Annotated in this window: 24 protein-coding genes; 18 read left to right on the forward strand and 6 right to left on the reverse strand. The window is 73.5% G+C overall.

Translation table 11 applies throughout. From position 1 onward, the window contains the following. Positions 1 to 840: a shikimate dehydrogenase gene (locus ACFP3R_RS04610; RefSeq protein WP_380633147.1), complete on the forward strand. Its 840-nt coding sequence runs from the start codon at positions 1 to 3 to the stop codon at positions 838 to 840. Here the strand turns inward: ACFP3R_RS04610 and ACFP3R_RS04615 are convergent. The 4 genes from ACFP3R_RS04615 to ACFP3R_RS04630 form a co-directional block, all read right to left on the reverse strand. Further along, entirely contained in the window at positions 837 to 1,424 is a 588-nt protein-coding gene (locus ACFP3R_RS04615) for an AAA family ATPase (protein ID WP_380633148.1), read from the reverse strand. The genes ACFP3R_RS04610 and ACFP3R_RS04615 overlap by 4 nt on opposite strands. Before the next feature lie 64 nt (positions 1,425 to 1,488). Continuing rightward, a complete protein-coding gene (locus ACFP3R_RS04620) occupies positions 1,489 to 1,752 on the reverse strand; it encodes an HPr family phosphocarrier protein (protein ID WP_380633149.1) in 264 nt (87 codons plus the stop codon). Then, the gene (locus ACFP3R_RS04625) at positions 1,745 to 3,052 is read right to left on the reverse strand and encodes a PTS transporter subunit EIIC (protein WP_380633150.1); all 1,308 of its coding nucleotides are present in this window, start codon (positions 3,050 to 3,052) and stop codon (positions 1,745 to 1,747) included. The genes ACFP3R_RS04620 and ACFP3R_RS04625 overlap by 8 nt, the downstream gene beginning before the upstream one ends. Positions 3,053 to 3,055: 3 nt before the next feature. Further along, positions 3,056 to 3,850, reverse strand: a complete 795-nt coding sequence (locus tag ACFP3R_RS04630; RefSeq protein WP_380633368.1) for a GntR family transcriptional regulator — start codon at positions 3,848 to 3,850, stop codon at positions 3,056 to 3,058. A 180-nt stretch (positions 3,851 to 4,030) separates the two neighbouring features. Here ACFP3R_RS04630 and ACFP3R_RS04635 point away from each other — a divergent pair, with 180 nt between their 5' ends. The 7 genes from ACFP3R_RS04635 (at position 4,031) to ACFP3R_RS04665 (ending at position 10,231) form a co-directional block, all read left to right on the forward strand. Further along, positions 4,031 to 4,267, forward strand: a complete 237-nt coding sequence (locus ACFP3R_RS04635) for a PTS sugar transporter subunit IIB (RefSeq protein ID WP_033427848.1) — start codon at positions 4,031 to 4,033, stop codon at positions 4,265 to 4,267. Then, positions 4,264 to 4,716, forward strand: a complete 453-nt coding sequence (locus ACFP3R_RS04640) for a PTS sugar transporter subunit IIA (protein WP_380633152.1) — start codon at positions 4,264 to 4,266, stop codon at positions 4,714 to 4,716. Before ACFP3R_RS04635 ends, ACFP3R_RS04640 begins: the two co-directional genes overlap by 4 nt. Before the next feature lie 303 nt (positions 4,717 to 5,019). Next, on the forward strand, positions 5,020 to 5,523 hold the full coding sequence (locus ACFP3R_RS04645; RefSeq protein WP_380633154.1) for a prepilin peptidase: 504 nt from the start codon (positions 5,020 to 5,022) through the stop codon (positions 5,521 to 5,523). A 63-nt stretch (positions 5,524 to 5,586) separates the two neighbouring features. Beyond that, positions 5,587 to 6,786 (forward strand): chorismate synthase, encoded by a 1,200-nt coding sequence (aroC, locus tag ACFP3R_RS04650; RefSeq protein ID WP_380633155.1) that lies wholly within the window; start codon positions 5,587 to 5,589, stop codon positions 6,784 to 6,786. After that, positions 6,783 to 7,286 carry a shikimate kinase gene (locus ACFP3R_RS04655; protein WP_380633156.1) on the forward strand — a complete coding sequence of 168 codons (504 nt, stop codon included), beginning with the start codon at positions 6,783 to 6,785 and terminating at the stop codon, positions 7,284 to 7,286. Before aroC ends, ACFP3R_RS04655 begins: the two co-directional genes overlap by 4 nt. Positions 7,287 to 7,364: 78 nt before the next feature. Continuing rightward, positions 7,365 to 8,471 carry a 3-dehydroquinate synthase gene (aroB, locus tag ACFP3R_RS04660; protein WP_380633158.1) on the forward strand — a complete coding sequence of 369 codons (1,107 nt, stop codon included), beginning with the start codon at positions 7,365 to 7,367 and terminating at the stop codon, positions 8,469 to 8,471. Positions 8,472 to 8,710: 239 nt separating this feature from the next. Further along, entirely contained in the window at positions 8,711 to 10,231 is a 1,521-nt protein-coding gene (locus tag ACFP3R_RS04665; RefSeq protein WP_380633160.1) for a beta-xylosidase, read from the forward strand. 18 nt (positions 10,232 to 10,249) lie between these two features. Here ACFP3R_RS04665 and ACFP3R_RS04670 read toward each other — a convergent pair whose 3' ends face one another. Further along, on the reverse strand, positions 10,250 to 10,726 hold the full coding sequence (locus tag ACFP3R_RS04670) for a hypothetical protein (protein WP_380633162.1): 477 nt from the start codon (positions 10,724 to 10,726) through the stop codon (positions 10,250 to 10,252). 89 nt (positions 10,727 to 10,815) lie between these two features. On the opposite strand from ACFP3R_RS04670, the gene ACFP3R_RS04675 reads away from it, so the two are divergent. The 3 genes from ACFP3R_RS04675 (at position 10,816) to nusB (ending at position 12,942) form a co-directional block, all read left to right on the forward strand. Continuing rightward, positions 10,816 to 11,895 carry a M24 family metallopeptidase gene (locus ACFP3R_RS04675; RefSeq protein ID WP_380633164.1) on the forward strand — a complete coding sequence of 360 codons (1,080 nt, stop codon included), beginning with the start codon at positions 10,816 to 10,818 and terminating at the stop codon, positions 11,893 to 11,895. Between the two features lie 62 nt (positions 11,896 to 11,957). Next, positions 11,958 to 12,521, forward strand: a complete 564-nt coding sequence (gene efp / locus ACFP3R_RS04680; protein ID WP_380633166.1) for an elongation factor P — start codon at positions 11,958 to 11,960, stop codon at positions 12,519 to 12,521. 1 nt (position 12,522) lies between these two features. Continuing rightward, positions 12,523 to 12,942, forward strand: a complete 420-nt coding sequence (gene nusB, locus ACFP3R_RS04685; protein WP_380633168.1) for a transcription antitermination factor NusB — start codon at positions 12,523 to 12,525, stop codon at positions 12,940 to 12,942. Between the two features lie 112 nt (positions 12,943 to 13,054). Here nusB and bldD read toward each other — a convergent pair whose 3' ends face one another. Next, positions 13,055 to 13,543 carry a transcriptional regulator BldD gene (gene bldD / locus ACFP3R_RS04690; protein ID WP_015103676.1) on the reverse strand — a complete coding sequence of 163 codons (489 nt, stop codon included), beginning with the start codon at positions 13,541 to 13,543 and terminating at the stop codon, positions 13,055 to 13,057. 257 nt (positions 13,544 to 13,800) lie between these two features. Here bldD and pyrR point away from each other — a divergent pair, with 257 nt between their 5' ends. The 7 genes from pyrR to pyrF are packed head-to-tail and all read left to right on the forward strand — an operon-like array spanning position 13,801 to position 22,331. Then, entirely contained in the window at positions 13,801 to 14,373 is a 573-nt protein-coding gene (pyrR, locus tag ACFP3R_RS04695; protein WP_380633170.1) for a bifunctional pyr operon transcriptional regulator/uracil phosphoribosyltransferase PyrR, read from the forward strand. Then, positions 14,370 to 15,329: an aspartate carbamoyltransferase catalytic subunit gene (locus tag ACFP3R_RS04700; RefSeq protein WP_380633172.1), complete on the forward strand. Its 960-nt coding sequence runs from the start codon at positions 14,370 to 14,372 to the stop codon at positions 15,327 to 15,329. The genes pyrR and ACFP3R_RS04700 overlap by 4 nt, the downstream gene beginning before the upstream one ends. Further along, the gene (locus ACFP3R_RS04705; protein WP_380633174.1) at positions 15,326 to 16,609 is read left to right on the forward strand and encodes a dihydroorotase; all 1,284 of its coding nucleotides are present in this window, start codon (positions 15,326 to 15,328) and stop codon (positions 16,607 to 16,609) included. Before ACFP3R_RS04700 ends, ACFP3R_RS04705 begins: the two co-directional genes overlap by 4 nt. Then, a complete protein-coding gene (locus ACFP3R_RS04710; protein ID WP_380633176.1) occupies positions 16,606 to 17,088 on the forward strand; it encodes a PH-like domain-containing protein in 483 nt (160 codons plus the stop codon). Before ACFP3R_RS04705 ends, ACFP3R_RS04710 begins: the two co-directional genes overlap by 4 nt. Next, entirely contained in the window at positions 17,085 to 18,197 is a 1,113-nt protein-coding gene (gene carA / locus ACFP3R_RS04715) for a glutamine-hydrolyzing carbamoyl-phosphate synthase small subunit (RefSeq protein ID WP_380633178.1), read from the forward strand. The genes ACFP3R_RS04710 and carA overlap by 4 nt, the downstream gene beginning before the upstream one ends. 1 nt (position 18,198) lies before the next feature. Beyond that, positions 18,199 to 21,516: a carbamoyl-phosphate synthase large subunit gene (carB, locus tag ACFP3R_RS04720; protein ID WP_380633180.1), complete on the forward strand. Its 3,318-nt coding sequence runs from the start codon at positions 18,199 to 18,201 to the stop codon at positions 21,514 to 21,516. After that, complete coding sequence (gene pyrF / locus ACFP3R_RS04725) at positions 21,513 to 22,331, forward strand: orotidine-5'-phosphate decarboxylase (RefSeq protein WP_380633182.1); 819 nt, start codon at positions 21,513 to 21,515, stop codon at positions 22,329 to 22,331. The genes carB and pyrF overlap by 4 nt, the downstream gene beginning before the upstream one ends. Positions 22,332 to 22,625 lie beyond the last annotated feature (294 nt).

The raw sequence follows: 22,625 nt of genomic DNA on the forward strand, positions 1-22,625 counted from the left end.
GTGACGCGCCGCGCCGCGGTCATCGGCTCGCCGGTGGCCCACTCCCTGTCGCCGGTGCTGCACAACGCCGCGTTCGAGGCGCTGGGCCTGGCCGACTGGACCTACACGCGGGTCGAGTGCGGGGCGTCGGCGGTGCCGGACCTGGTCGCCGGGCTGGACGCCTCGTGGGCGGGCCTGTCGGTGACCATGCCGAACAAGCGCGCCGCGCTGGCCGTCGCGTCCTCGACCACGTCCCGGGCGGCGCTGGTGGGCGCGGCCAACACGCTGGTGCCGGTGGACGGGGGCTGGCGGGCCGACTGCACGGACGTGGACGGCGTGCTGGGCGCGCTGAGCGCGGCGTGCGGCTTCACCTCCGGCACGCGGGCGCTGCTGCTGGGCGCGGGCGGCACCGCCACGGCGGCCCTGGTCGCGTTGGCGTCGGTCGGGGTGCGCGCGGTGTCGCTGGTGGTGCGCTCGGTGTCGCGGGCCGCCGAGGCGGAGGGGTGCGCGGCCCGCCTGGGCCTGGCGCTGGAGCCGGTCGTGTGGGACACGGCCGACTTCGCCGAGCTGGCCGCGTCCTGCGACGTGCTGGTCAGCACCGTGCCGCCGGCCGCGACCGAGCCGATCGCGGACGCGCTGGCGGGTGCGCCGTGCGTGCTGGACGTGATCTACCACCCGTGGCCGACGCCGCTGGCGCTCGCCGTGATGGCACGGGGCCGGTCCCTGGCGACGGGGTTGGACATGCTGTTGCACCAGGCGTTCGGCCAGGCGGAGCAGTTCACCGGGCTGCCCGCGCCGCGCGAGGCGATGCGGCGGGCGCTGCGCGAGGCGACCGGCGACCTGCTGCCCCTGCCGATCTAGCCTGGGCCGATCTGGTCTGTGCCGATCTGGCCTGGGCCGGGCTGCTCGACGCGCGCCCGGTCCAGGTTCGCCAGGATCGCGTCCACGGTCTCGTCGGGCGTCTGGTCCGAGGTGTCCAACCACAGGCCCAGGCGCGGTGTGCCGGCGCGCAGGCCGCGGTCGAGGTCCCCGACCGTCCACGCCCCGTACCCGGTCTTGGGCCGCCCGGCCTCGCGCCGCGCCACCACCTCCGGCGAGGGCGCCAGGACCACGACGTACCGGGGTCGGGTGCGCACGGCGTCGACGAACGCGCGCAGGTGCTCCCCGAGGACCACGTCCTGCACCACGGCGGTCCAGCCGGCGCGGGCGTACCCGTCGGCGACGGTGGTGGCCAGCCGGTACCGCAGCCGCAGCTGGGCCTCGGCCTCGGCGGCGGCGTCGGGCACCGGGTCCGCCCGCCCGGAGACGATCATCCGGCGGAACGCGTCGCCGCGGACGTGCGCGGCGCGCGGCAGCCGTTCGGCGAGGCGCTGGGCCACCGTCGACTTCCCGGCCGCCATGATGCCGGTGACGACCACGACGGCCGAGTCCAGTTCGCTGATCACGGGGACATGCCTAGCACCGGTGGGCCCCGCTCGTCGCGAGCGGGGCCCACCGGCCGGTCGACCCCTAGTCGAGGTCGGTGGCGATGATGTCCGCGATCGCCTCCAGCGCGGCGTCCGCGCCGTCGCCGTCCGCGGCCAGCACGACCTCGTCGCCGTGCATCGCGCCGAGCGTCATCAGCCCCAGCACGCTCGCCGCCTCGACCGGCTGGCCGTCGTCCTTGCGGATGGTGACCTTGACGGGCTGTCCGGCAGCCGCCTTGGCCAGCAGCGCGGCCGGGCGCGCGTGCAGTCCGACCTTGCTCGCCACGGTGACCCGTCGCTCAGGCACTCTCGGTCCTCTCTTCCTCCGCCGCCCGGCGCTCGGCGCGCCGCCGGGTCCCGCTCTCGTCGGTGGGCTCGACCACGCTCGCGTCGGCCTCCGGGTCCTCGTCCTCGTCGCGGCCGGGGGTCTTCAGGTTCCACTTGGTGATCACGAAGCGGAACAGGAAGTAGTAGATCACCGCGTAGACCAGGCCCAGCACGATGATCAGCAGCGGCTTCTCGGCGATGCCGAAGTTCAGCAGGTAGTCGATCGCGCCCGCGGAGAAGCCGAACCCGTCGCGGATGCCCAGCGCGTTGCTGATGGCCAGCGAGGTGCCGGTGAGCACCGCGTGGATCACGTACAGCGGCCACGCCACGAACATGAACGCGAACTCCAGCGGCTCGGTGACGCCGGTGATGAACGCGGTCAGCGCCGCCGAGCCCATGATGCCGGCGATGAGCTTGCGCTGCGCCGGGCGGGCGGTGTGCACGATGGCCAGCGCCGCCGCCGGGAGGGCGAACATGAAGATCGGGAAGAAGCCGGTCTGGAACGTGCCCGCGGTCGGGTCGCCCGCGAAGAACCGCGGGATGTCACCGGTCTTGCCCTCGTAGTCGCCGAACACCTGCCACAGGAAGGTGTTGGGGATGTGGTGCAGGCCCAGCGGGATCAGCAGGCGGTTGACCGTGCCGTAGATGCCCGCGCCGATGACCGTGCTGCCCGTGACCGCCTCGCTGACGTTGGTCAGGCCGGCGTCGAACCACGGGTAGACCAGGCCCATCAGCACCGCGACCGGGATCATCACGGCGGCGACCAGGATCGGCACGAACCGCCGACCGCCGAAGAACGCCAGGTAGGTGGGCAGCTTGATGCGGTGGTAGCGCTGCCACAGCACGGCGGTGATCAACCCGACCACGAGGCCGGCCAGCACGGAGTAGTTGATCACCTCCGGGTCGCCGTTCGGCTTCGTCTGCCCGTCCAGCACCAGGGGCGACATGGCGCCGAACACTGCCGTGGTCACCACGAAGCCGACCACGGCGGCCAGCGCCGTCGAGCCGTCGCCGCGCCGGGCGAAACCGATCGCCACGCCGACCGCGAACAGCAGCGGCAGGTTGGCGAACAGCGCGTTGCCCGCACTGCCGATGACGCTCGCGACCGCGTTCCAGCCCAGGCCGTCCTTGCCGAGCAGGTCGTCCTGGCCGAGCCTCAGCAGCAGGGCCGCGACGGGCAGCGCGGCGATCGGCAGCATGAGGCTGCGGCCGAACCGCTGGAGCCCGGCCAGGCCCTTGAACTCCCGACCGCCGGTCGCCTGTGGGGCGCTGGCGCTCATGGGTTACCTCCTTGTGGCGGAGTGGTGCGGGCCGGATCCCGGGTCGGTCCGGTCCAACTGCATGGTCACCTGGTAGAGATCGCCCCGGTACCAGGACGTCATGTCCTCGACTGGCCTGCCCTGCGCGGAGCTCACCCGGCGGAAGACCAGGAGCGGCGCGCCCGCGCGGACGTCCAGCAGCTTCGCGGTGGCGGGGTCGGCGGCCTCGGCCCACACCGTCTGACCGGCGTGGTCGAGCTGCACCCCGTAGGCGTCGGCGATGAGCGCGTAGAGCGAGGTCGTCAGGTCGTGCCGGTCGAGGTCCGGGACGACCCGGGGGTTGTACCAGCCGCGTTCGACGGCCAGCGGCACGCCGTCGGCGCGGCGCAGCCGGACGAGCCGGAACGCCGGTTCGCGGGGCCCGAGGTCGAGCGCGCCGGCCACCGCGGGCGGCGGGACCTCCCGCGCGCAGGACACGACCCCGGTCGCCGGGACCAGGCCGCGGCGGCGCATGTCGTCGGTGAAGGACTCCAGGTGGAGCTGGACGTCCACGCGGCGCCGGGCGGTGAACGTGCCCCGGCCCTTGGCCCTGGTCAGCAGCCCCTCGCTGACGAGCTGGCCGACCGCGGCGCGGACCGTGATGCGGGAGACGCCGTAGCGCTGGGCGAGGTCGCGCTCGGAGGGGATGGGGGAGCCGGGCGGCAGCTCCTGCTCGGCCGTCCGGCGCAGGATGTCGCGGAGCTGGGCGTGCTTGGGGCGCGGCCCGTCGGTGATCTCCCGCCCGGTGATCTCCTGCCCGGCGGCCTCCCGGCCGGCGATCCGCTCGTCGCCCACGACACCTCCCCCGTGCTCGCCCCAGGACACCCGGATTGGTACTTTCCGGTCTAGACCAGTTGGTGCGGGGAGGATGCTCCGCGCGCCGACCGGGTGTCAACCGCCGTTACGGGACCGTGCCCGAGCGGTGGCACCCTCGGGCCAGGTGTCGAGAGAGGACTTCAAGTGGCGGACGACAAGGCGGAGCGGATCCTCGCCGCGCTCGGCGGCGCGGACAACATCGTGGAGATCGAACCCTGCATCACGCGCCTGCGCTGCGAGCTGGAGGACGGCTCGCTGGTGGACGAGAAGGCGCTCAAGGGCCTGGGCGCGCACGGCGTGATGCGGGCGGGCAACGTGGTGCAGGTCGTCGTCGGCCCCGAGGCCGACACCATCGCGAGCGACATCGAGGACCTGCTGTGACGCTGCGCGTGACGAGCCCGGTCAGCGGCCGCGTGGTGCCGCTGACCGAGGTGCCGGACCCGGTCTTCGCGCAGGCCATGGTGGGGCCGGGGGTGGCGGTCGAGCCCGAGCGCGGCGGCGCCGAGGTGGTGTCCCCGGTGGACGGGACGGTGGTGACGCTGCACCCGCACGCGTTCGTCGTGGCCACCGAGGACGGTGCCGCCGTGCTCGTGCACCTCGGGATCGACACGGTCAAGCGCAAGGGCGAGGGCTTCACGCTGCACGTGGTCAAGGGCGAGTCGGTGCGGGCCGGTCAACCCGTGGTGACCTGGGACCCGGCCGAGGTCGAGGCGGCGGGCTTCGCGCCGATCTGCCCGGTGATCGCGCTGGACGCGGCGCCGGAGGTGCTGCTCGACCAGGCCGACGGTCCGGTGGTCGCGGGGGACGCGCTGTTCTCCTGGCGGCGCTGAGGTCGGTTCGACGGGAACGCGGGTGAACGGTCCGTTCACCCGCGTTCCCCGTTGCCCCGCCCCGGTCCTCGCCACGACGCTGGACGCATGGTCATCACCTCGTCCGCGCCGCTCTCGTCGGTGCTCCTCGCGTCCGTCCCGTTCGGATTCGTCACTCCGCCGGGCTCCGTCCTCTTCGGCTCCGGCTCCGTTTTCCCGGGCTCTGTCTTCTCGGGCTCCGTCTCATCTGGTCTGGTTGCCTCGTCCGGTTTCTGCGCCGGTGCGCTGGGCGCCCGTTTCCTCCGTTCCGCGCCGAGGGGGGCGGTGGTCCACCCGCTGTGGTGCGCCGTGCCCACGGCCGCGCTCTGGTGGCCGAGCACCCTGCTCGCCCCGCCCCGGTGGCTGCCGCTGGCGTTGCTGGTGGCGTGGCTGGGCGTGCTGCTGTCGGTCGTGGACTTCCGGCACCGGCGGCTGCCCGACGCCGTGACGCTGCCCGCCTACCCGCTGGTGGGCCTGGCGCTGTGGTGGGCGGGGGCCGACCCGTGGCGGGCGGTGGCGGGAGCCGCGCTGTTCTTCGGCTTCCACCTGGCCGTTCGGCTGCTGGCGCCGTCCGCGATGGGCGGTGGCGACGTGAAGCTGGCGGCTCCGGTGGGCGCCGTGCTGGCGTCGGTGTCCTGGTGGGCGTTGCCGGCGGGCGCGGTGGTGGCGAGCGCGGTGACCCTGGTCGTGGTCACCCCGGTCGCGGCGTCCCGGCGCCGGGCGGGCGGCGTGCCCCACGGCCCCGGGCTGCTGACCGCCGCGTGGCTGGCGGTGCTGTCGGCCGGCTGAGCGCACCCGGTGGGCCCCGCCCGACCGCCCCCGTCCCGTTCACGCTGTGAAAAGATCCTCGGCGTGCTGCGCTGGATGACTGCTGGGGAATCCCACGGGCCCGCCCTCGTCGCCGTGCTGGAAGGCATGGTCGCCGGGGTCGAGGTCACGACCGCCGACCTGACCGCCCAACTGGAGCGGCGTCGCCTCGGGTTCGGGCGGAGCCCCCGCATGGGCTTCGAGGCCGACGAGGTCGAGATCCTGGGCGGTGTGCGCCACGGCCTGACCCAGGGCGGCCCGGTCGCCGTCCGGATCGGCAACACCGAGTGGCCGAAGTGGCGGACGGTGATGTCCGCCGACCCGGTCGACCCGGCCGAGCTCAAGCCCACCGGCCGCAACGAGGCCCTGACCCGGCCGCGCCCCGGTCACGCCGACCTGCCCGGTATGCAGAAGTTCGGCTTCGACGAGGCCCGGCCCGTCCTGGAGCGCGCCAGCGCCCGGGAGACCGCCGCCCGCACCGCGCTGGGCACGGTCGCCCGCCACTTCCTCAAGCAGGTCTTCGACGTCGACGTGATCAGCCACGTGGTGTCGATCGGCAGGGCCAAGACCCCGGCCGACGCCGCGGTGCCCGGTCCCGGCGACCTGGCCGCGGTCGACGCCAGCCCGGTCCGCGCCTTCGACCGGCGCGGCACGGACGCCATGGTCGCCGAGGTGGAGGCCGTCAAGGAGGCCGGTGACACGGTCGGCGGCGTCATCGAGGTCATCGCCTACGGCCTGCCGCCCGGTCTCGGCTCGCACGTGCACTGGGACCGCAGGCTCGACGCCCGGCTGGCCGGCGCGCTGATGGGCGTGCAGGCGATGAAGGGCGTGGAGGTCGGCGACGGCTTCACCACCGCCGAGCGGTGGGGCAGCGAGGCCCACGACGAGATCGACCGGGGCACCGGCGCCAAGGGCGTCACCCGGCGCAGCAACCGGGCCGGCGGCCTGGAGGGCGGCATCACCAACGGCGAGCCGCTGCGCGTGCGCGTCGCCATGAAGCCGATCTCGACCGTCCCGCGCGCCCTGTCCACCGTCGACGTCCGCACCGGCGAGCCGGCCGTGGCGATCCACCAGCGCTCGGACGTGTGCGCGGTGCCGCGCGCGGGCGTGGTGCTGGAGTCGGTGGTGGCGCTGGTGCTGGCGGAGGCGGCGCTGGAGAAGTTCGGCGGCGACTCGATCACCGAGACCAAGCGCAACGTCGCCTCCTACCTGGAGGCCCTGGAAGCCCGCTGGGCGGGGCTGTGAGCCCGAGGTTCGTCGTCCTCGGGCCGCCCGGCGCGGGCAAGACGACGATCGGCGGCCTGCTCGCCGAGCGCACCGGGCTGCCCTTCCGCGACACCGACGAGGACGTGGTGGCGAGCGCGGGCAAGCCGATCTCGGACATCTTCACCACCGACGGCGAGCCCGTGTTCCGCGCGCTGGAGGAGCAGGCCGTCGCCGACGCCCTGGCGACCCACGAGGGCGTGCTCGCGCTGGGCGGCGGCGCGGTGCTGTCCCCGGTCACCCGGCAGCGCCTGGCCGGCCACACCGTGGTGTTCCTCAACGTCGGCATGGCCGAGGGGGTGCGGCGCACCGGCCTGTCCAGCGCCCGCCCGCTGCTGGCCGGGGTGAGCCCGCGCGCCACCTTCAAGGCCCTGCTCGACGCCCGCCTGCCGCTGTACCGGGAGGTCGCCACCGTCGAGGTGGTCACCGACGACCTGTCCCCGGAGCAGGTGGTGGACGCCGTGCTCGACCGGTGCGGTTGACCGCTCCCGACCGGGTGCGGTGCGGTCACGGGCCGGGGGTGGTCGTGGTCGAATGGTGAACGACGGAGGGGAGCGGTAATGGGCGAGCCGGTGCGTATCCGCGTGGCCGCGGAGCGACCGTACGACGTGGTGGTGGGCCGTGGCCTGCTCGGTGACCTGGTCGAACTCGTGCGCGGCACGGCCAAGGCGGCGATCGTCCACACGCCCACGCTGGCCGCGACCGCCGAGGCGGTCCGCGACGAGCTGATCGCCGCCGGGGTCGACGCGCACCGCGTCGAGGTCCCGGACGCCGAGGACGGCAAGGAACTGCGCGTCGCCGGCTACTGCTGGGACGTGTTCGGCCACATCGGCCTGGGCAGGCGGGACGTGGTGATCGGTCTCGGCGGCGGCGCGGTGACCGACCTGGCCGGGTTCGTCGCCTCCACCTGGATGCGCGGGGTGCGGCTGGTCCACGTGCCGACCACGCTGCTGGGCATGGTCGACGCCGCCGTCGGCGGCAAGACCGGCATCAACACCGACGCGGGCAAGAACCTGGTCGGCACGTTCTACGAGCCGGGCACCGTGCTGGTGGACCTGGCCACGCTGGAGACGTTGCCGCCCCACGAGCTGGTCGCGGGCATGGCCGAGGTGGTCAAGGGCGGGTTCATCGCCGACCCGGTGATCCTCGACCTGATCGAGGCCGACCCGGCCGCCGCGCTCGACCCGACCGGCGACGTGATCGAGGAGCTGGTCCGCCGCAAGATCCAGGTCAAGGCCGACGTGGTGTCCACCGACCTGCGCGAGTCCGACCTGCGCGAGATCCTGAACTACGGCCACACCCTGGGGCACGCGATCGAGCGCCGCGAGCGCTACCGGTGGCGCCACGGCGCGGCGGTCAGCGTGGGCCTGGTGTTCGCCGCCGAACTGGCCCGGCTCGCCGGCCGCCTGGACGACGCCACGGCCGACCGCCACCGCGCGGTCCTGACCTCCCTGGGCCTGCCGACCAGCTACGACCCCGACGCGCTGCCCGAGCTGATGGAGGGCATGCGCTCGGACAAGAAGAACCGGTCGGGCGTGCTGCGGTTCGTGGTGCTCGACGGGTTGGCCAAGCCCGGCCGCCTGGAGGGCCCGGACCCGGCCCTGGTCGCGGCGGCCTACTCGGCGGTCGCGGGCGAGTCGAAGGCCGGCGGCAGCGTCCTGCTCTGACATCCCCGGGCGGGTGCGGCGGGGCCGCCGCACCCGCGGGGTCGGCAGAGGAGCCTCTTCCCGGGCTCGATCCCTGCCGGCCCCGATTCTTGCCGGCCTGATCCTTGCCGGCCCCGATCACTACCGGCACCGATCGGGTGACACCCGAACAAGTGAGCCGATCTCTACACTGGGCCGAGCCGGTCGCCGTGCGTCCACCGGCGTACCGACTCGTCCGCAGAAGTGGAGACCAGTCCCGCATGCCCAGGTCCGTACGGGGAGCGGCGAGGCTCCTCGGGTTCGCGCTGGCCGCCGCTTCCCTGGCGGCCTGCGCCCCGAGCGCCGCCGACCCCGCACCGGAAACCCTCCAGGTCAGCGCCGCGCCGAGCCCGTCGGCCACGGGGGGCAGCCCACCGGCGCCCGTCCCGGAACCCGTGGCGCTGGCCGCCGACCGGGGCAGGCGGAGCGGCGGCGTGGTCGCGGTCGGCGGCGGGGACTCGGCCTACAATTACGCGCCCTCGCTGGTGGTCGAGGGCGGCCGGCACCGCATGTGGTGGTGCAGCCAGCTCGGCGTGGCCCAGCCCGACGGCGACGACGTGCTCTACGCGGAGGCCACCTCGGCGGACGGCCCGTTCGCCGCGCCCGACGGCAGCCCCGCCCGGCCCGTGTTCTCCGGCAGCGGCTCCGGCTTCGACGCCATGCACACCTGCGACCCGTCGGTGATCAAGGTCGGCAGCGTCTACTACCTCTACTACACGGCCGCCGAGCGCGACAACGTGGACAACGGCAGCGCCGTCGGCGTCGCGGTCAGCTCCGACGGCCTGACCTGGACCCGGTGGGGCAGCGGCCCGATCATCACCCCGTCCGGCGAGGTGATCAGGGACAACGTCTACGGCGCCGGCCAGGTGTCGGCGCTGTGGCTGGACGGCTGGGTCTACCTGATGTTCACCGACACCACGGGCGCGGCGGCCGGGTGGAACGGCGCGGGCCAGTTCGTGCTGCGCTCCCAGGACCCGACCTTCGCCACCGGCGTGCAGGCGCTCGGCCCCGGCGGTTTCACGGCGGCGCCCGACACGCGCCCGCGCACCCGATCGATCGTCGACGCCTTCAGCGCCGACTGGATGTACGTGGACGCGCTGGAGGCGTTCGTCATCGCCCACTCCACCGAGCACGGCACCACCCTGACGTCCTGGAACCGCGACTTCACCGCCAACCCGCACCCGCCGGTGCACATCCCCGGACCGTGGGCGGAGGGCCCCGGCCTGGTCCGGACACCCACCGGGCACGCGCCCACCTCGCCGGAGGACCCGTGCGGCCGGGTCCCGGTGGACGTGGTCCGCGCGACGGTCGAGGGGGAGTCGGGCGCGCCGACCGCCCTGGCCCGCTTCGGCCTGGACCTCGCGGGCGTGCCCGGCTGCGCGACGGAGGAGGCGGCCCGCGTCCTGGACGGCTTCGCGGTGCCGTCCCCGGAGAACACCGTCGACCTGGTGCTGGGCGGCGAGGTGGTGCGCGTCGAGCGCCGCTCGGTGGCCGACCGCCTGGCCACCCGCGTACTGGACCGCCGCCCGCCCGCGGTGGACCGGCTGGAGGTCGTCGAACGCGTCCCGGCGGGGGTGCCGGCCGTGCGCGCGCCGGACGGGCAGGTGGGCCTGCTGCTGGAGGGCGACCGGTTGTGGCTCGTCGACGACGCCGAGGTGGCCGCGCTCAACTCCTCCCCGGTCACCGACGTGGGGCAGCGCGCCTGGGCGGCCTACGAGAAGGCGGGCGGCCTGCGCCGCTGAAGAGGGGACGGTGGCGGACTACCGCACCCGACCCGACCGCCGGGCCCCTTCCCGCCGGGCCTCCCCCCGCGCCTCTTCCTCCCGACCCGCTTCCCCCGGAACCCCCTCCGGCTGGGGCAGCCGCCCACCGACCGCGACCCCGACCCCCGCCGCGGCCATCACCAGCAGCGCGGTGAACGCCGCGCCCCCGGTCAGCGCCGACCCCAGCGCCTCCAACCCCGTCTGGTCGACCAGCGACCGCCCCGCCACCCCGACGACCCCCGCCACCGGCCCGGCCACCAGCCCGGCGCGGAACCACACCAGCCCGGCGCCCCCCATCCCGCGCCACGCGTCCAGCGCGCCCCACAGCACCCCGACGACCACGAGCAGCGCCAGCGCGATGTACCGGGTCGACGAGGCGGCCCCCGGGCTGTGCGCGTTCACCGCCGCGATACCCGTCTGCACCGCGCCGTGGAGCAACCCCAGGGTGAACCCGCGAACCAGCCACGTGCGCATACCTCCACCCTATGTGCCCACCAGGACCCCCGAAGTTCAGCCGATCGTGTGGCCCCGTACCCCGGCCCCGGTGGCCCTAGGCTGCGGGTATGCCCCACGCCACTCGCCGTGCCGCCCTGCGGGCCTCGCTCCGGGCGCAGGAGCTGGACGCCCTGCTGGTGACCGACCTGCTCAACGTCCGCTACCTGACCGGCTTCACCGGCTCGAACGCGGCGCTCCTGGTGCACGCCGAGTCGGACGGGTCCACCGCGTTCTGCACCGACGGCCGCTACCTCACCCAGGCCGCCGCCCAGGTGCCGGACCTGGCGCGGGTCGTCGACCGGCCCTGCGACGCGGTGCTGCTCGAACGGGCCCGCGGCCTGCGCCGGGTGGGCTTCGAGAGCCACCACGTGACCGTGGACGGCCTGGACGCGCTGCGGGCCGCGGCCGGCGACGTGGCGCTGGTCCGCGCGCCCGGCCTGGTCGAGGCGCTGCGGCTGGTCAAGGACGACGCAGAGGTGGAGGCGCTGCGCATGGCCTGCGCGGCGGCCGACCGCGCCCTGGCCGGCCTGGTCGAGCACGGCGGCCTGCGCCCCGGCCGCACCGAGCGGGAGATCGCGCGCGAGCTGGAGAGCCGGATGCTCGACCACGGCGCGGCCGGCCCGTCGTTCGAGTCGATCGTGGCGGCCGGCGCGAACTCGGCGGTGCCGCACCACCGGCCCACCGACGCGCAGGTCCGGCACGGCGACCTCGTCAAGATCGACTTCGGCGCCCTGGTCGACGGCTACCACTCGGACATGACCCGCACCCTGGTCGTCGGCCGCGCCGCGGACTGGCAGCGCGACCTCCACCAGCTGGTCGCGGCCTCCCAGGCGGCGGGCCGCGCCGCGCTGGCGGTCGGCGCCGAGGTCTCGGCCGTGGACGCGGCCGCGCGCGCCGTGATCGACGCGGCGGGCCACGGCGAGCACTTCCTCCACGGTCTCGGCCACGGCGTCGGCCTCCAGATCCACGAGGCTCCGGCGCTGTCCAAGGCGGGTGACGGTACACTTCTGCCCGGTATGGCGGTCACCGTCGAGCCCGGTGTGTACCTGGCCGGGAAGGGTGGTGTTCGCATCGAGGACACGCTCGTGGTGCGCGAAGGCGCCCCGGAGCTCCTCACCCTGACCACGAAAGAGCTCGTGGTCGTCTGACGTCGGAGAAGCCGGCCGGAGCCGGCGCTCGCCAGCACTCACCCACAGGAGAGCCCACCACCGTGGCCACGACCAACGACCTGAAGAACGGCCTGGTGCTGAACCTGGACGGCCAGCTCTGGACCGTCACCGCGTTCCAGCACGTCAAGCCGGGCAAGGGTGGCGCCTTCGTGCGCACCACGTTGAAGCACGTCCTGTCCGGCAAGGTCGTGGACAAGACCTTCAACGCGGGCACCAAGGTCGACACGGCGACCGTGGACAAGCGCGGCATGACGTACCTGTACAAGGACGGCGCCGACTTCGTCTTCATGGACGGCGAGACCTACGACCAGATCACCGTCCCGGCGGAGACCGTCGGCGACGTGGCGAACTACATGCTGGAGAACCAGGACACCGTCGTCGCCATCCACGAGAGCACCCCGCTCTACGTGGAGCTGCCGACCTCGGTCGAGCTGGTCATCCAGCACACCGACCCGGGCCTCCAGGGCGACCGCTCCACCGGCGGCACCAAGCCCGCCACGCTGGAGACCGGCGCGGAGATCCAGGTCCCGCTGTTCGTCACCACCGGCGAGAAGATCAAGGTCGACACCCGCGACGGCCGCTACCTCGGCCGCGTGAACGGCTGAGATGGGCGCACGCAGCAAGGCCCGCAAGCGCGCGGTCGACGTCCTCTACGAGGCGGACGTGCGGGGGGTCGACCCGGTCACGCTGATCGCCGAGCGGGTCGGTTCCACCGACGTGCCGCCGGTCAACGACTACACGATCACCCTCGTGGAGGGCGTCACCGCGCACCGCTCGCGCATCGACGACCTGATCTCCGAGCACTCCGAGGGCTGGACCCTCCAGCGGATGCCGGCGGTGGACCGGGCGGTGCTGCGGCTCGGGCTCTACGAGCTGCTGTGGGCGGCGGACGTGCCCGACGCGGTGGCCATCGACGAGGCGGTGGAGCTGGCCAAGGGCCTGTCCACGGACGACTCGCCGCGCTTCGTCAACGGCGTGCTGGGCCGCATCGCGGTCATCGCCGACCAGCTCCGCGCGGTCCTGTAGCAACACCGGTAGGGGGTCGTGTCCCGCTCGTGGCGAGCGGGGCGCGGCCCCCTACCGTCGTGCTCGGCCCGCCGGGAGCCGGTGACACCGGCCGGTCCCCGGCGGATCGTGCTCAGTCCTCCTTGGCCGGACGGGCCTCGGGGGGGAGCACACCCCAGTCGATGAGCTGCTCGGTCAGCTCGCCGGGTGTCATGTCGTAGATGATGGCGAGGGACCGCAGGTCCTCGGTCCGGATCGACAGCACCTTGCCGTTGTAGTCACCGCGCTGGCTCTGGATGGTGGCCGCGTACCGCGCGAGCGGCCCGACCTTCTCCGCCGGCAGTTGTTGCAGCCGCTCCAGGTTGATGACGATCTTGGTGGCGGGCTCCGCGCCGGACGGGACCCGACCCTCCGGCAGCAGTTCGGCCACCGGCACCCCGTAGAAGTCGGCCAGCTCGGCCAGCTTCTGCACGGTGACGGCTCGGTCGCCGCGCTCGTAAGAGCCCACGACCACGGCCTTCCAGCGACCGCCGGACTTCTGCTCGACGCCGTGCAGGGACAAGCCCTGCTGCTGTCGGATCGCGCGGAGCTTTGCCCCCAGCGCCTTGGCGTAGTCGCCCATGTGGCGGTTCTCCGTTCATTCGCCCCGTCAGCCGGTAGGGGACTGCCGCGGGGAGGCTTAGATCAATACGCAGAGTAATGATTGCTCTCCGTGGTCACCAGGTCAAGCTGATCTCGCTGGGACAGGTGGGCGAGACCCGGGACACCACCCGGAAGATTGACCGCCGCCGCCTGATACCGTGCTGGTCAGCCCGGTCGCAACCGGGTGTCCGACGTCCTTTAAGGACCCGTCCTGCGAGGCGGGGAAGGAGGTCCACCGTGGCGCCGCGTCAACGTGGCGCGACGGACCCGGCCGGGGAGCGCGAGCTCCTGTCGGCCGGCGACGTCGCGCGCACCGTCGCCCGAATGGCCCATCAGATCATCGAGAAGACCGCTCTAGGTGCACCCAGCGCACCGGAAGTAGTCCTGATGGGGATCCCGAGCCGGGGCGCGCCGCTGGCGCGCCGGCTGGGAACCCGGATCGCCGAGTTCAGCGGGGTCGAGGTGCCCACCGGCACCCTGGACGTGACCCTCTACCGCGACGACCTGCGGCGGGGCCCGACCCGGCCGCTGGAGGACACCAGGCTCCCGGACGGCGGCGTGGACGACAAGCTCGTGGTCCTGGTGGACGACGTGCTGTTCTCCGGCCGCACCATCCGCGCCGCGCTCGACGCCCTGCGCGACCACGGTCGCCCGCGCGCCGTGCAGCTGGCCGTGCTGGTCGACCGGGGGCACCGGGAGCTGCCGATCCGCGCCGACTACGTGGGCAAGAACGTGCCCACCGCGCGGTCCGAGGAGGTCCACGTGCTGCTGTCGGAGTTCGACGACCGCGACGGGGTGGTCCTGCGGTGAGGCACCTGCTGTCCACCGAGGGCCTCGACCCGGCCGAGGCCACCGCGGTGCTCGACACCGCGGCCCGGCTCAAGCAGGCCCTCGAAGGCCGTGAAGTGCGCAAACTCCCCACGTTGCGCGGTCGCACGGTCGTCACCGTGTTCTACGAGAACTCCACCCGCACCCGGGTCAGCTTCGAGATCGCGGGCAAGTGGATGAGCGCGGACGTGGTGAACGTCTCCTCGTCCGGCTCCAGCGTCGGCAAGGGCGAGTCGCTGCGCGACACCGCGCTGACCCTGGCCGCGGCGGGCGCGGACTGCGTGATCGTCCGCCACCCGGCCTCCGGCGCGGCGCACCGGCTGGCCGGCTGGCTGCGCGAGGCGGGCACGTCCGTGGTCAACGCGGGCGACGGCACGCACGAGCACCCCACCCAGGCCCTGCTCGACGCCGCCACCCTGCGGGAACGCCTGGGCGACCTGCGCGACCGCCGGATCGCGATCGTCGGCGACGTGCTGCACAGCCGCGTGGCCCGCTCGAACGTCCACCTGCTCACCGCGCTCGGCGCGGAGGTGACGTTGGTCGCACCCCCGACCCTGCTGCCCGTCGGGGTGGAGAACTGGCCGGTGGGCGTTTCGCACGAGCTGGACGCCGAGCTGCCGAGCCACGACGCGGTCATGCTGCTGCGGGTGCAGGCGGAGCGGATGTACGGCGGGCCCGCCGGCGCGGGGGGCAACGGGCACTTCTTCCCGTCCGCCCGCGAGTACTCCATCGCCTACGGCCTGAACGACAACCGGCTCAAGCTGCTCCCCGAGCACGCCGTCGTGCTGCACCCCGGCCCGATGCTGCGCGGCATGGAGATCGCCTCGTCGGTCGCCGACTCGCCCCGCGCCGCCATCACCGACCAGGTGCGCAACGGCGTGCACGTGCGCATGGCCGTGCTGTACCACCTGCTTGCCCACGAGGAGGAGACTTCGTGAACCCCTTGATCCTCAGGGGAGTGAGGCCCTACGGCGAGGGCGACCCGGTCGACGTGCTGATCCGCGACGGCGTCGTCGCCGGGATCGGGGAGGTCGCCGAGGACGGCGCCGACGTGGTCGAGGGCAACGGCGCGGTCCTGCTGCCCGGCTTCGTCGACCTGCACACCCACCTGCGCGAACCCGGCCGCGAGGACACCGAGACCATCGCCACCGGCTCGGCCGCCGCCGCGCTGGGCGGCTACACGGCCGTGTTCGCCATGGCCAACACCGACCCGGTCGCGGACAACGCGGTGGTGGTCGGGCACGTCGCCCGCCGCGGCCGCGAGGTCGGCCTGGTGGACGTGCACCCCGTGGGCGCGGTCACCGTCGGGCTCAAGGGGGAGAAGCTCGCGGAGCTGGGCACCATGGCCAAGGCCGGCGTGCGGGTGTTCTCCGACGACGGCCACTGCGTGCACGACCCGCTGATCATGCGCCGGGCCCTGGAGTACAGCAGGGCGCTGGACGTGGTGGTCGCCCAGCACGCCGAGGAGCCCCGGCTCACCGTCGGCGCGCAGGCCCACGAGGGCGAGCACGCCGCCCGACTGGGCCTCCAGGGCTGGCCGGCCGCCGCCGAGGAGGCGGTCGTGGCCCGGGACTGCCTGCTCGCCAGGCAGGTCGGCGCCCGCCTGCACGTCTGCCACGTCTCCACCGCGGGCACCGCCGACGTGCTGGCCTGGGCCAAGGCGCGCGGCACCGAGGTCTCCGCCGAGGTCACCCCGCACCACCTGCTGCTGACCGACGAGCGCCTGGCCACCTACGACCCGGTGAACAAGGTCAACCCGCCGCTGCGCGCGACCGCCGACGTCGAGGCGCTGCGCCGGGCGCTGGCCGAGGGCGTCATCGACTGCGTGGCCACCGACCACGCGCCGCACGCCGTCCAGGACAAGGACACCGAGTGGGCCGCCGCCCGACCCGGGATGCTCGGCCTCCAGACCGCGCTGTCGATCGTGGTGGCGACCATGGTCGAGACCGCCCTGCTCGACTGGCGCGGCGTGGCGCGGGTGATGAGCGAGCGGCCCGCCGCCATCGCGGGCCTGCCCGACCAGGGCCGCCCGATCGAGGTCGGCGAGCCCGCCAACCTGACCCTGGTCGACCCGACCGCCCGCTGGACCGTGCGCGGCGCCGAGCTGGCCAGCATCGCGGCCAACACCCCGTTCGAGGGGATGGAGCTGCCCGGCGCGGTGCTCGCCACCGTGTTGCGCGGGCGCGTGACGGCACTCGGCGGAAGGATCGCCGCATGACCCGCGTGCTGCTGTCCCTGGCGGTCCTGGCGATCTTCCTGCTCTGCCTGTACGGCATGTGGCGCGGCTGGCGGAACCGCCAGCGGCGCCAGGCGGACCTGCCCGGGTTCCCGCCGGCGCCCGCCGACACCGGCGCCACAGTGCTGGAGACGACCGGCGTCTACGTCGGCACGACCCTCGGCGACGACTGGCAGGACCGGGTCGCCGTGGGCGACGTCGGCCACCGGGCCGAGGCGGTGCTCCGGCTCACCGAGCGGGGCCTGCTGGTGGAGCGCGAGGGCGCGAGCCCGCTGTGGATACCGGCGGAGCGGGTCGAGGGCGCGCGCACGGCCCGCGGCCTCGCCGGGAAGGTGATGACCGCGGACGGCCTGCTGGTCGTGCGCTGGCAGCTCGGGGACCGGGTGCTCGACACCGGGTTCCGGGGCGATGACAAAGACGTGTACGAGCAGTGGGTGCGAGCCCTGGGAGGCGACCGATGACCGACGCGGCACTGGTTCTTGAGGACGGCCGGGTGTTCCGCGGCGAGGCGTACGGCGCGCTCGGCGCGAGCCTGGGCGAGGTGGTGTTCTCCACCGGCATGACCGGCTACCAGGAGACCCTGACCGACCCGTCCTACCACCGGCAGATCGTGGTGCAGACCGCACCGCAGATCGGCAACACCGGCTGGAACGACGAGGACGACGAGTCGGGCCGCATCTGGGTCGCCGGGTACGTGGTGCGCGACCCCGCGCGCGTGCCGTCCAACTGGCGCTCCCGCCGGAGCCTGGACGAGGAGCTGACCCGGCAGGGCGTCGTCGGCGTCGCCGGCATCGACACCCGGATGCTCACCCGCCACCTGCGCGAGCGGGGCGCGATGCGCGCGGGCGTGTTCTCCGGCGACGAGCTGGCCCCCGCCGAGGAGATGGTGGAGCGCGTGCGCACCGCCCCGGAGATGACGGGCGCGGACCTCGCGGGCGACGTGACCACGCCCCGCCCCTACGTGGTCGAGGCGGTCGGCGGGCGCCGGTTCACGGTCGCCGCGCTGGACCTGGGCATCAAGTCCAACACGCCCCGGATGATGGCCGCCCGCGGCATCGAGGTGCACGTGCTGCCGCTGTCCTCGACCGTCGAGGAGGTCGCCGCGGTCAACCCGGACGGCGTCTTCCTGTCCAACGGCCCCGGCGACCCGGCGACCCAGGCGCACGCGGTCGAGCTGACCCGCGGCGTGCTGGACCGGCGCATCCCGCTGTTCGGCATCTGCTTCGGCAACCAGATCCTGGGCCGTGCCCTGGGCCGCGACACCTACAAGCTGCGCTACGGGCACCGGGGCATCAACATCCCGGTCATCGACGTGGCCACCGGCCGGGTCGCCATCACCGCGCAGAACCACGGCTTCGCGCTGGAGGGCGAGCCGGGGGAGGAGTTCGGCTCCGACTTCGGCCGCGTCCAGCTCAGCCACTACTGCCCGAACGACGGCACGGTCGAGGGCGTGCGCGCGCTCGACGTGCCCGCGTTCAGCGTGCAGTACCACCCGGAGGCGGCGGCCGGTCCGCACGACGCCGCCCCGCTGTTCGACGAGTTCGTGACGATGATGGACGAGGGTCGCTGACATGCCGAAGAGGACTGATCTCAAGCACGTGCTGGTCATCGGCTCCGGCCCGATCGTCATCGGTCAGGCGTGCGAGTTCGACTACTCCGGCACCCAGGCGTGCCGGGTCCTGCGCGAGGAGGGCATCCGGGTCTCCCTGGTCAACTCCAACCCCGCGACGATCATGACCGACCCGGAGTTCGCCGACGCCACCTACATCGAGCCGATCACCCCGGAGTTCGTGGAGAAGGTCATCGCGGCCGAGCGCCCGGACGCCGTGCTGGCCACCCTGGGCGGGCAGACCGCGCTGAACACCGCCATCGCCCTGCACGAGCGGGGCGTGCTGGAGAAGTACGACGTCGAGCTGATCGGCGCGGACATCGACGCCATCCAGCGCGGCGAGGACCGCCAGATGTTCAAGGACATCGTGCGCAAGATCGGCGCCGAGGTGCCGCGCAGCTCGGTGTGCCGGTCCATGGCGGAGGTCCGCGAGACCGTCGCCGAGCTGGGCCTGCCGGTGGTCATCCGGCCGTCGTTCACCATGGGCGGCCTCGGCTCGGGCATGGCGCACACCCCCGAGGAGCTGGAGCGGCTGGCCGCCACCGGCCTCGCGGAGTCCCCGGTCACCGAGGTGCTGATCGAGGAGAGCGTGCTCGGCTGGAAGGAGTACGAGCTGGAGCTGATGCGCGACCGCAACGACAACGTGGTCGTGGTCTGCTCCATCGAGAACATCGACCCGATGGGCGTGCACACCGGCGACTCGGTGACCGTGGCCCCGGCGATGACGCTCACCGACCGCGAGTTCCAGCACATGCGCGACGTCGGCATCGCGGTCATCCGCGAGGTCGGGGTGGACACCGGCGGCTGCAACATCCAGTTCGCCTTCGACCCCGAGGACGGCCGCATGGTCGTCATCGAGATGAACCCGCGCGTGTCCCGCTCCTCCGCGCTGGCGTCCAAGGCGACCGGCTTCCCGATCGCCAAGATCGCCGCGAAGCTGGCCATCGGCTACAGCCTCGACGAGATCCGCAACGACATCACCGGCGAGACCCCGGCGTCGTTCGAGCCGGCGCTCGACTACGTGGTGGTCAAGGTGCCGCGGTTCGCCTTCGAGAAGTTCCCCGGCGCGGACCGCACCCTCACCACGACCATGAAGTCCGTCGGCGAGGCGATGTCGATCGGCCGCAGCTTCATCGAGGCGTTCGGCAAGGCCCTGCGCTCGATGGAGACCAAGGCCGGCGGCTTCTGGACGGTGCCCGACCCCGCCCTGGCCACGGACCCCGACGGGACGGTCGAGGGCGCCCTGGAGGCGATGCGCACGGGCCACGACGGGCGGCTCTACACGGTGGAGCGCGCGCTGCGGCTCGGCGCGAGCATCGAGCAGGTGCACGAGGCGTCGCGCATCGACCCGTGGTTCCTGGAGCAGATCGCCTGGCTGGTCGACCTGCGGCGCGAGCTGGAGAGCGCGCCCGTGCTCGACGAGCGCCTCCTGCGCAAGGCCAAGCGGGCCGGCCTGTCCGACCGCCAGGTCGCCGCGCTGCGCCCCGAGCTGGCCGGCGAGGACGGCGTGCGCGCGCTGCGCCACCGGCTGGGCGTGCGGCCGGTGTTCAAGACCGTAGACACCTGCGCCGCCGAGTTCGCCGCCCGCACCCCGTACCACTACTCGGCCTACGAGCTGGACCCCGAGGCCGAGACGGAGGTCACCGAGCAGCGGGAGCGGCCGAAGGTGCTGATCCTCGGCTCCGGGCCCAACCGCATCGGCCAGGGCATCGAGTTCGACTACTCGTGCGTGCACGCGGCCATGGCGCTGCGCGAGGCCGGGTACGAGACGGTGATGGTCAACTGCAACCCGGAGACCGTGTCGACCGACTACGACACCTCCGACCGGCTCTACTTCGAGCCGCTGACCTTCGAGGACGTGCTGGAGGTCTTCCACTCCGAGCAGCGCTCCGGCACCGTCGCGGGCGTCGTCGTCCAGCTCGGCGGCCAGACGCCGCTGGGCCTGGCGCAGCGCCTGGCGGACGCGGGCGTGCCGATCGTGGGCACCCCGCCGCACGCCATCGACCTCGCCGAGGACCGCGGCGCGTTCGGCCAGGTGCTCACCGACGCGGGCCTGCCCGCCCCGAAGTACGGCACCGCCACCTCGTTCGCGCAGGCCAAGGCCATCGCCGACGAGATCGGCTACCCGGTGCTCGTGCGCCCGTCCTACGTGCTGGGCGGCCGCGGCATGGAGATCGTCTACGACGAGGAGTCGCTGCACGGCTACATCCGCCGCGCCACCGAGGTCAGCCCCGCGCACCCGGTGCTGGTCGACCGGTTCCTCGACGACGCCATCGAGATCGACGTGGACGCCCTGTTCGACGGGCAGGAGGTCTTCATCGGCGGCGTGATGGAGCACATCGAGGAGGCCGGCGTGCACTCCGGCGACTCGGCCTGCGTGCTGCCGCCCATCACGCTGGGCGAGAGCGACATCGAGAGCGTCCGCCGCTCCACGCTGGCCATCGCCAGGGGCATCGGCGTGCTCGGCCTGCTCAACGTCCAGTACGCGCTCAAGGACGACGTGCTCTACGTCCTGGAGGCCAACCCGCGGGCCTCGCGGACCGTCCCGTTCGTGTCCAAGGCCACCGCGGTGCCGCTGGCCAAGGCCGCCGCCCGGATCATGCTCGGCGCCACCGTCGCGCAGCTGCGCGAGGAGGGGCTGCTGCCCGCCACCGGCGACAGCGCCCGGCTGCCCGCGCACGCCCCCGTGGCGGTCAAGGAGGCCGTGCTGCCGTTCCACCGGTTCCGCACCCCGGAGGGCAAGGGCGTCGACTCGCTGCTCGGCCCGGAGATGAAGTCCACCGGCGAGGTGATGGGCATCGACGTGTCCTTCGGCACCGCCTTCGCCAAGTCCCAGACCGCCTCCTACGGCTCCCTGCCCACCTCGGGCCGGGTGTTCGTGTCGGTGGCCAACCGGGACAAGCGGGCCATGATCTTCCCGGTCAAGAGGCTCGCCGACCTGGGCTTCGAGGTGCTGGCCACCAGCGGCACGGCCGAGGTGCTGCGCCGCAACGGCATCCCGTGCACGGTGGTCCGCAAGCACTTCGAGGGCGAGAAGAACGTGGTCGACGCGATCCTCGACGGCACCGTGGACCTGATCATCAACACCCCCTACGGCAACAACGGGCCGCGGGTGGACGGCTACGAGATCCGCACCGCGGCGGTGGCCAAGGACATCCCGTGCGTCACCACGATCCAGGGCGCGGCGGCGGCCGTGCACGGCATCGAGGCGGCCATCCGCGGTGACATCGGCGTGCGGCCGCTCCAGGCCCTCCAGGCGGCCCTGCGGGGTGGCGAATGAGGTTCGGGGAGCGCCTGGCCGCGGCGGTGTCCCGGTACGGGCCCCTGTGCGTCGGCATCGACCCCCACCCCGGCCTGCTGGCGTCCTGGGGCCTGCCCCGGGACGCCTCCGGGCTGGAGCGCTTCGCGCTCACCTGCGTCGAGGCGTTCGGGGGCCGCGTCGCGGTGGTGAAACCGCAATCCGCGTTCTTCGAGGCGTACGGGTCCCGGGGCGTGGCGGTGTTGGAAAAGGTCATTTCCGGCCTTCGCGACAGCGGCACCCTCGTCCTGGTGGACGCCAAGCGCGGCGACATCGGCTCCACCATGGCCGCCTACGCGGCGGCGTACCTCACCGAGGGCTCCCCCCTGGCCGGCGACGCGGTCACGGTGTCGCCGTACCTCGGGTTCGGCTCCCTGCGCCCCGCCCTGGAAGCGGCCGCGGCGAGCGGTCGCGGAATATTCGCACTCGCGTTGACTTCGAATCCGGAGGGGGCTTCCGTGCAGCGCGCGGCGGGTCCGGACGGCCGGTCGGTGGCCCAGTCGGTGGTGGACGAGGCGGCCCGCGCGAACGCGGGCGCCGAGCCCCTCGGCGACGTCGGCCTGGTCATCGGCGCGACCGTGGGCCGACTCGACCTCGACCTGTCCGACCTGCGAGGACCCATCCTCGCGCCCGGTTTCGGGGCCCAGGGCGGGACGGTCGGGGACCTGCGCGCGCTGTTCGGCGAGGACCTGCCCGGGGTGCTGCCGGCGTCCTCCCGGGATGTGCTGCGGCACGGTCCGGGGACCGCATCCCTGCGGTCCGCGGTGGACGCCGCGCGGCGCTCGCTGGAGATGTGATCACGATCAAATCGCGACACGCTCAACGTGGTCCGCTCACCTGCGCAAACGGTCCCTGGTACGGTCCAGTCCACCAACGGGTCCATCCCCCGTCGAGCGCATACCACACAGGTCGTGCGCAACGCGTTACCGGTGGCGGTGGCGGACCTGTTGGAGGGTGTTGGTACTACTACCACCCGCCGCACCACACCGGCGCTGGAAAGATTCACCTGACTGGGAGCAACGTTGTACCCAGGCAATTGCGCTCGGTACGGTCGCGGCACCGATCCAGAATTGAAATTCCCACACCACGGA

This window comes from Saccharothrix lopnurensis (assembly GCF_042658445.1).
Lineage (GTDB): Bacteria > Actinomycetota > Actinomycetes > Mycobacteriales > Pseudonocardiaceae > Actinosynnema > Actinosynnema lopnurensis.

Excerpts from the sequence above, each read along its gene's own strand:
- ACFP3R_RS04625 (WP_380633150.1), bottom strand. The coding sequence starts at position 3,052 with ATGAGCGCCAGCGCCCCACAGGCGACCGGCGGTCGGGAGTTCAAGGGC.
- aroB (WP_380633158.1), top strand. The coding sequence starts at position 7,365 with ATGGGCGAGCCGGTGCGTATCCGCGTGGCCGCGGAGCGACCGTACGAC.
- ACFP3R_RS04665 (WP_380633160.1), top strand. The coding sequence starts at position 8,711 with ATGCCCAGGTCCGTACGGGGAGCGGCGAGGCTCCTCGGGTTCGCGCTG.
- ACFP3R_RS04670 (WP_380633162.1), bottom strand. The coding sequence starts at position 10,726 with ATGCGCACGTGGCTGGTTCGCGGGTTCACCCTGGGGTTGCTCCACGGC.
- ACFP3R_RS04675 (WP_380633164.1), top strand. The coding sequence starts at position 10,816 with ATGCCCCACGCCACTCGCCGTGCCGCCCTGCGGGCCTCGCTCCGGGCG.
- nusB (WP_380633168.1), top strand. The coding sequence starts at position 12,523 with ATGGGCGCACGCAGCAAGGCCCGCAAGCGCGCGGTCGACGTCCTCTAC.
- bldD (WP_015103676.1), bottom strand. The coding sequence starts at position 13,543 with ATGGGCGACTACGCCAAGGCGCTGGGGGCAAAGCTCCGCGCGATCCGA.
- ACFP3R_RS04710 (WP_380633176.1), top strand. The coding sequence starts at position 16,606 with ATGACCCGCGTGCTGCTGTCCCTGGCGGTCCTGGCGATCTTCCTGCTC.
- carA (WP_380633178.1), top strand. The coding sequence starts at position 17,085 with ATGACCGACGCGGCACTGGTTCTTGAGGACGGCCGGGTGTTCCGCGGC.
- carB (WP_380633180.1), top strand. The coding sequence starts at position 18,199 with ATGCCGAAGAGGACTGATCTCAAGCACGTGCTGGTCATCGGCTCCGGC.
- pyrF (WP_380633182.1), top strand. The coding sequence starts at position 21,513 with ATGAGGTTCGGGGAGCGCCTGGCCGCGGCGGTGTCCCGGTACGGGCCC.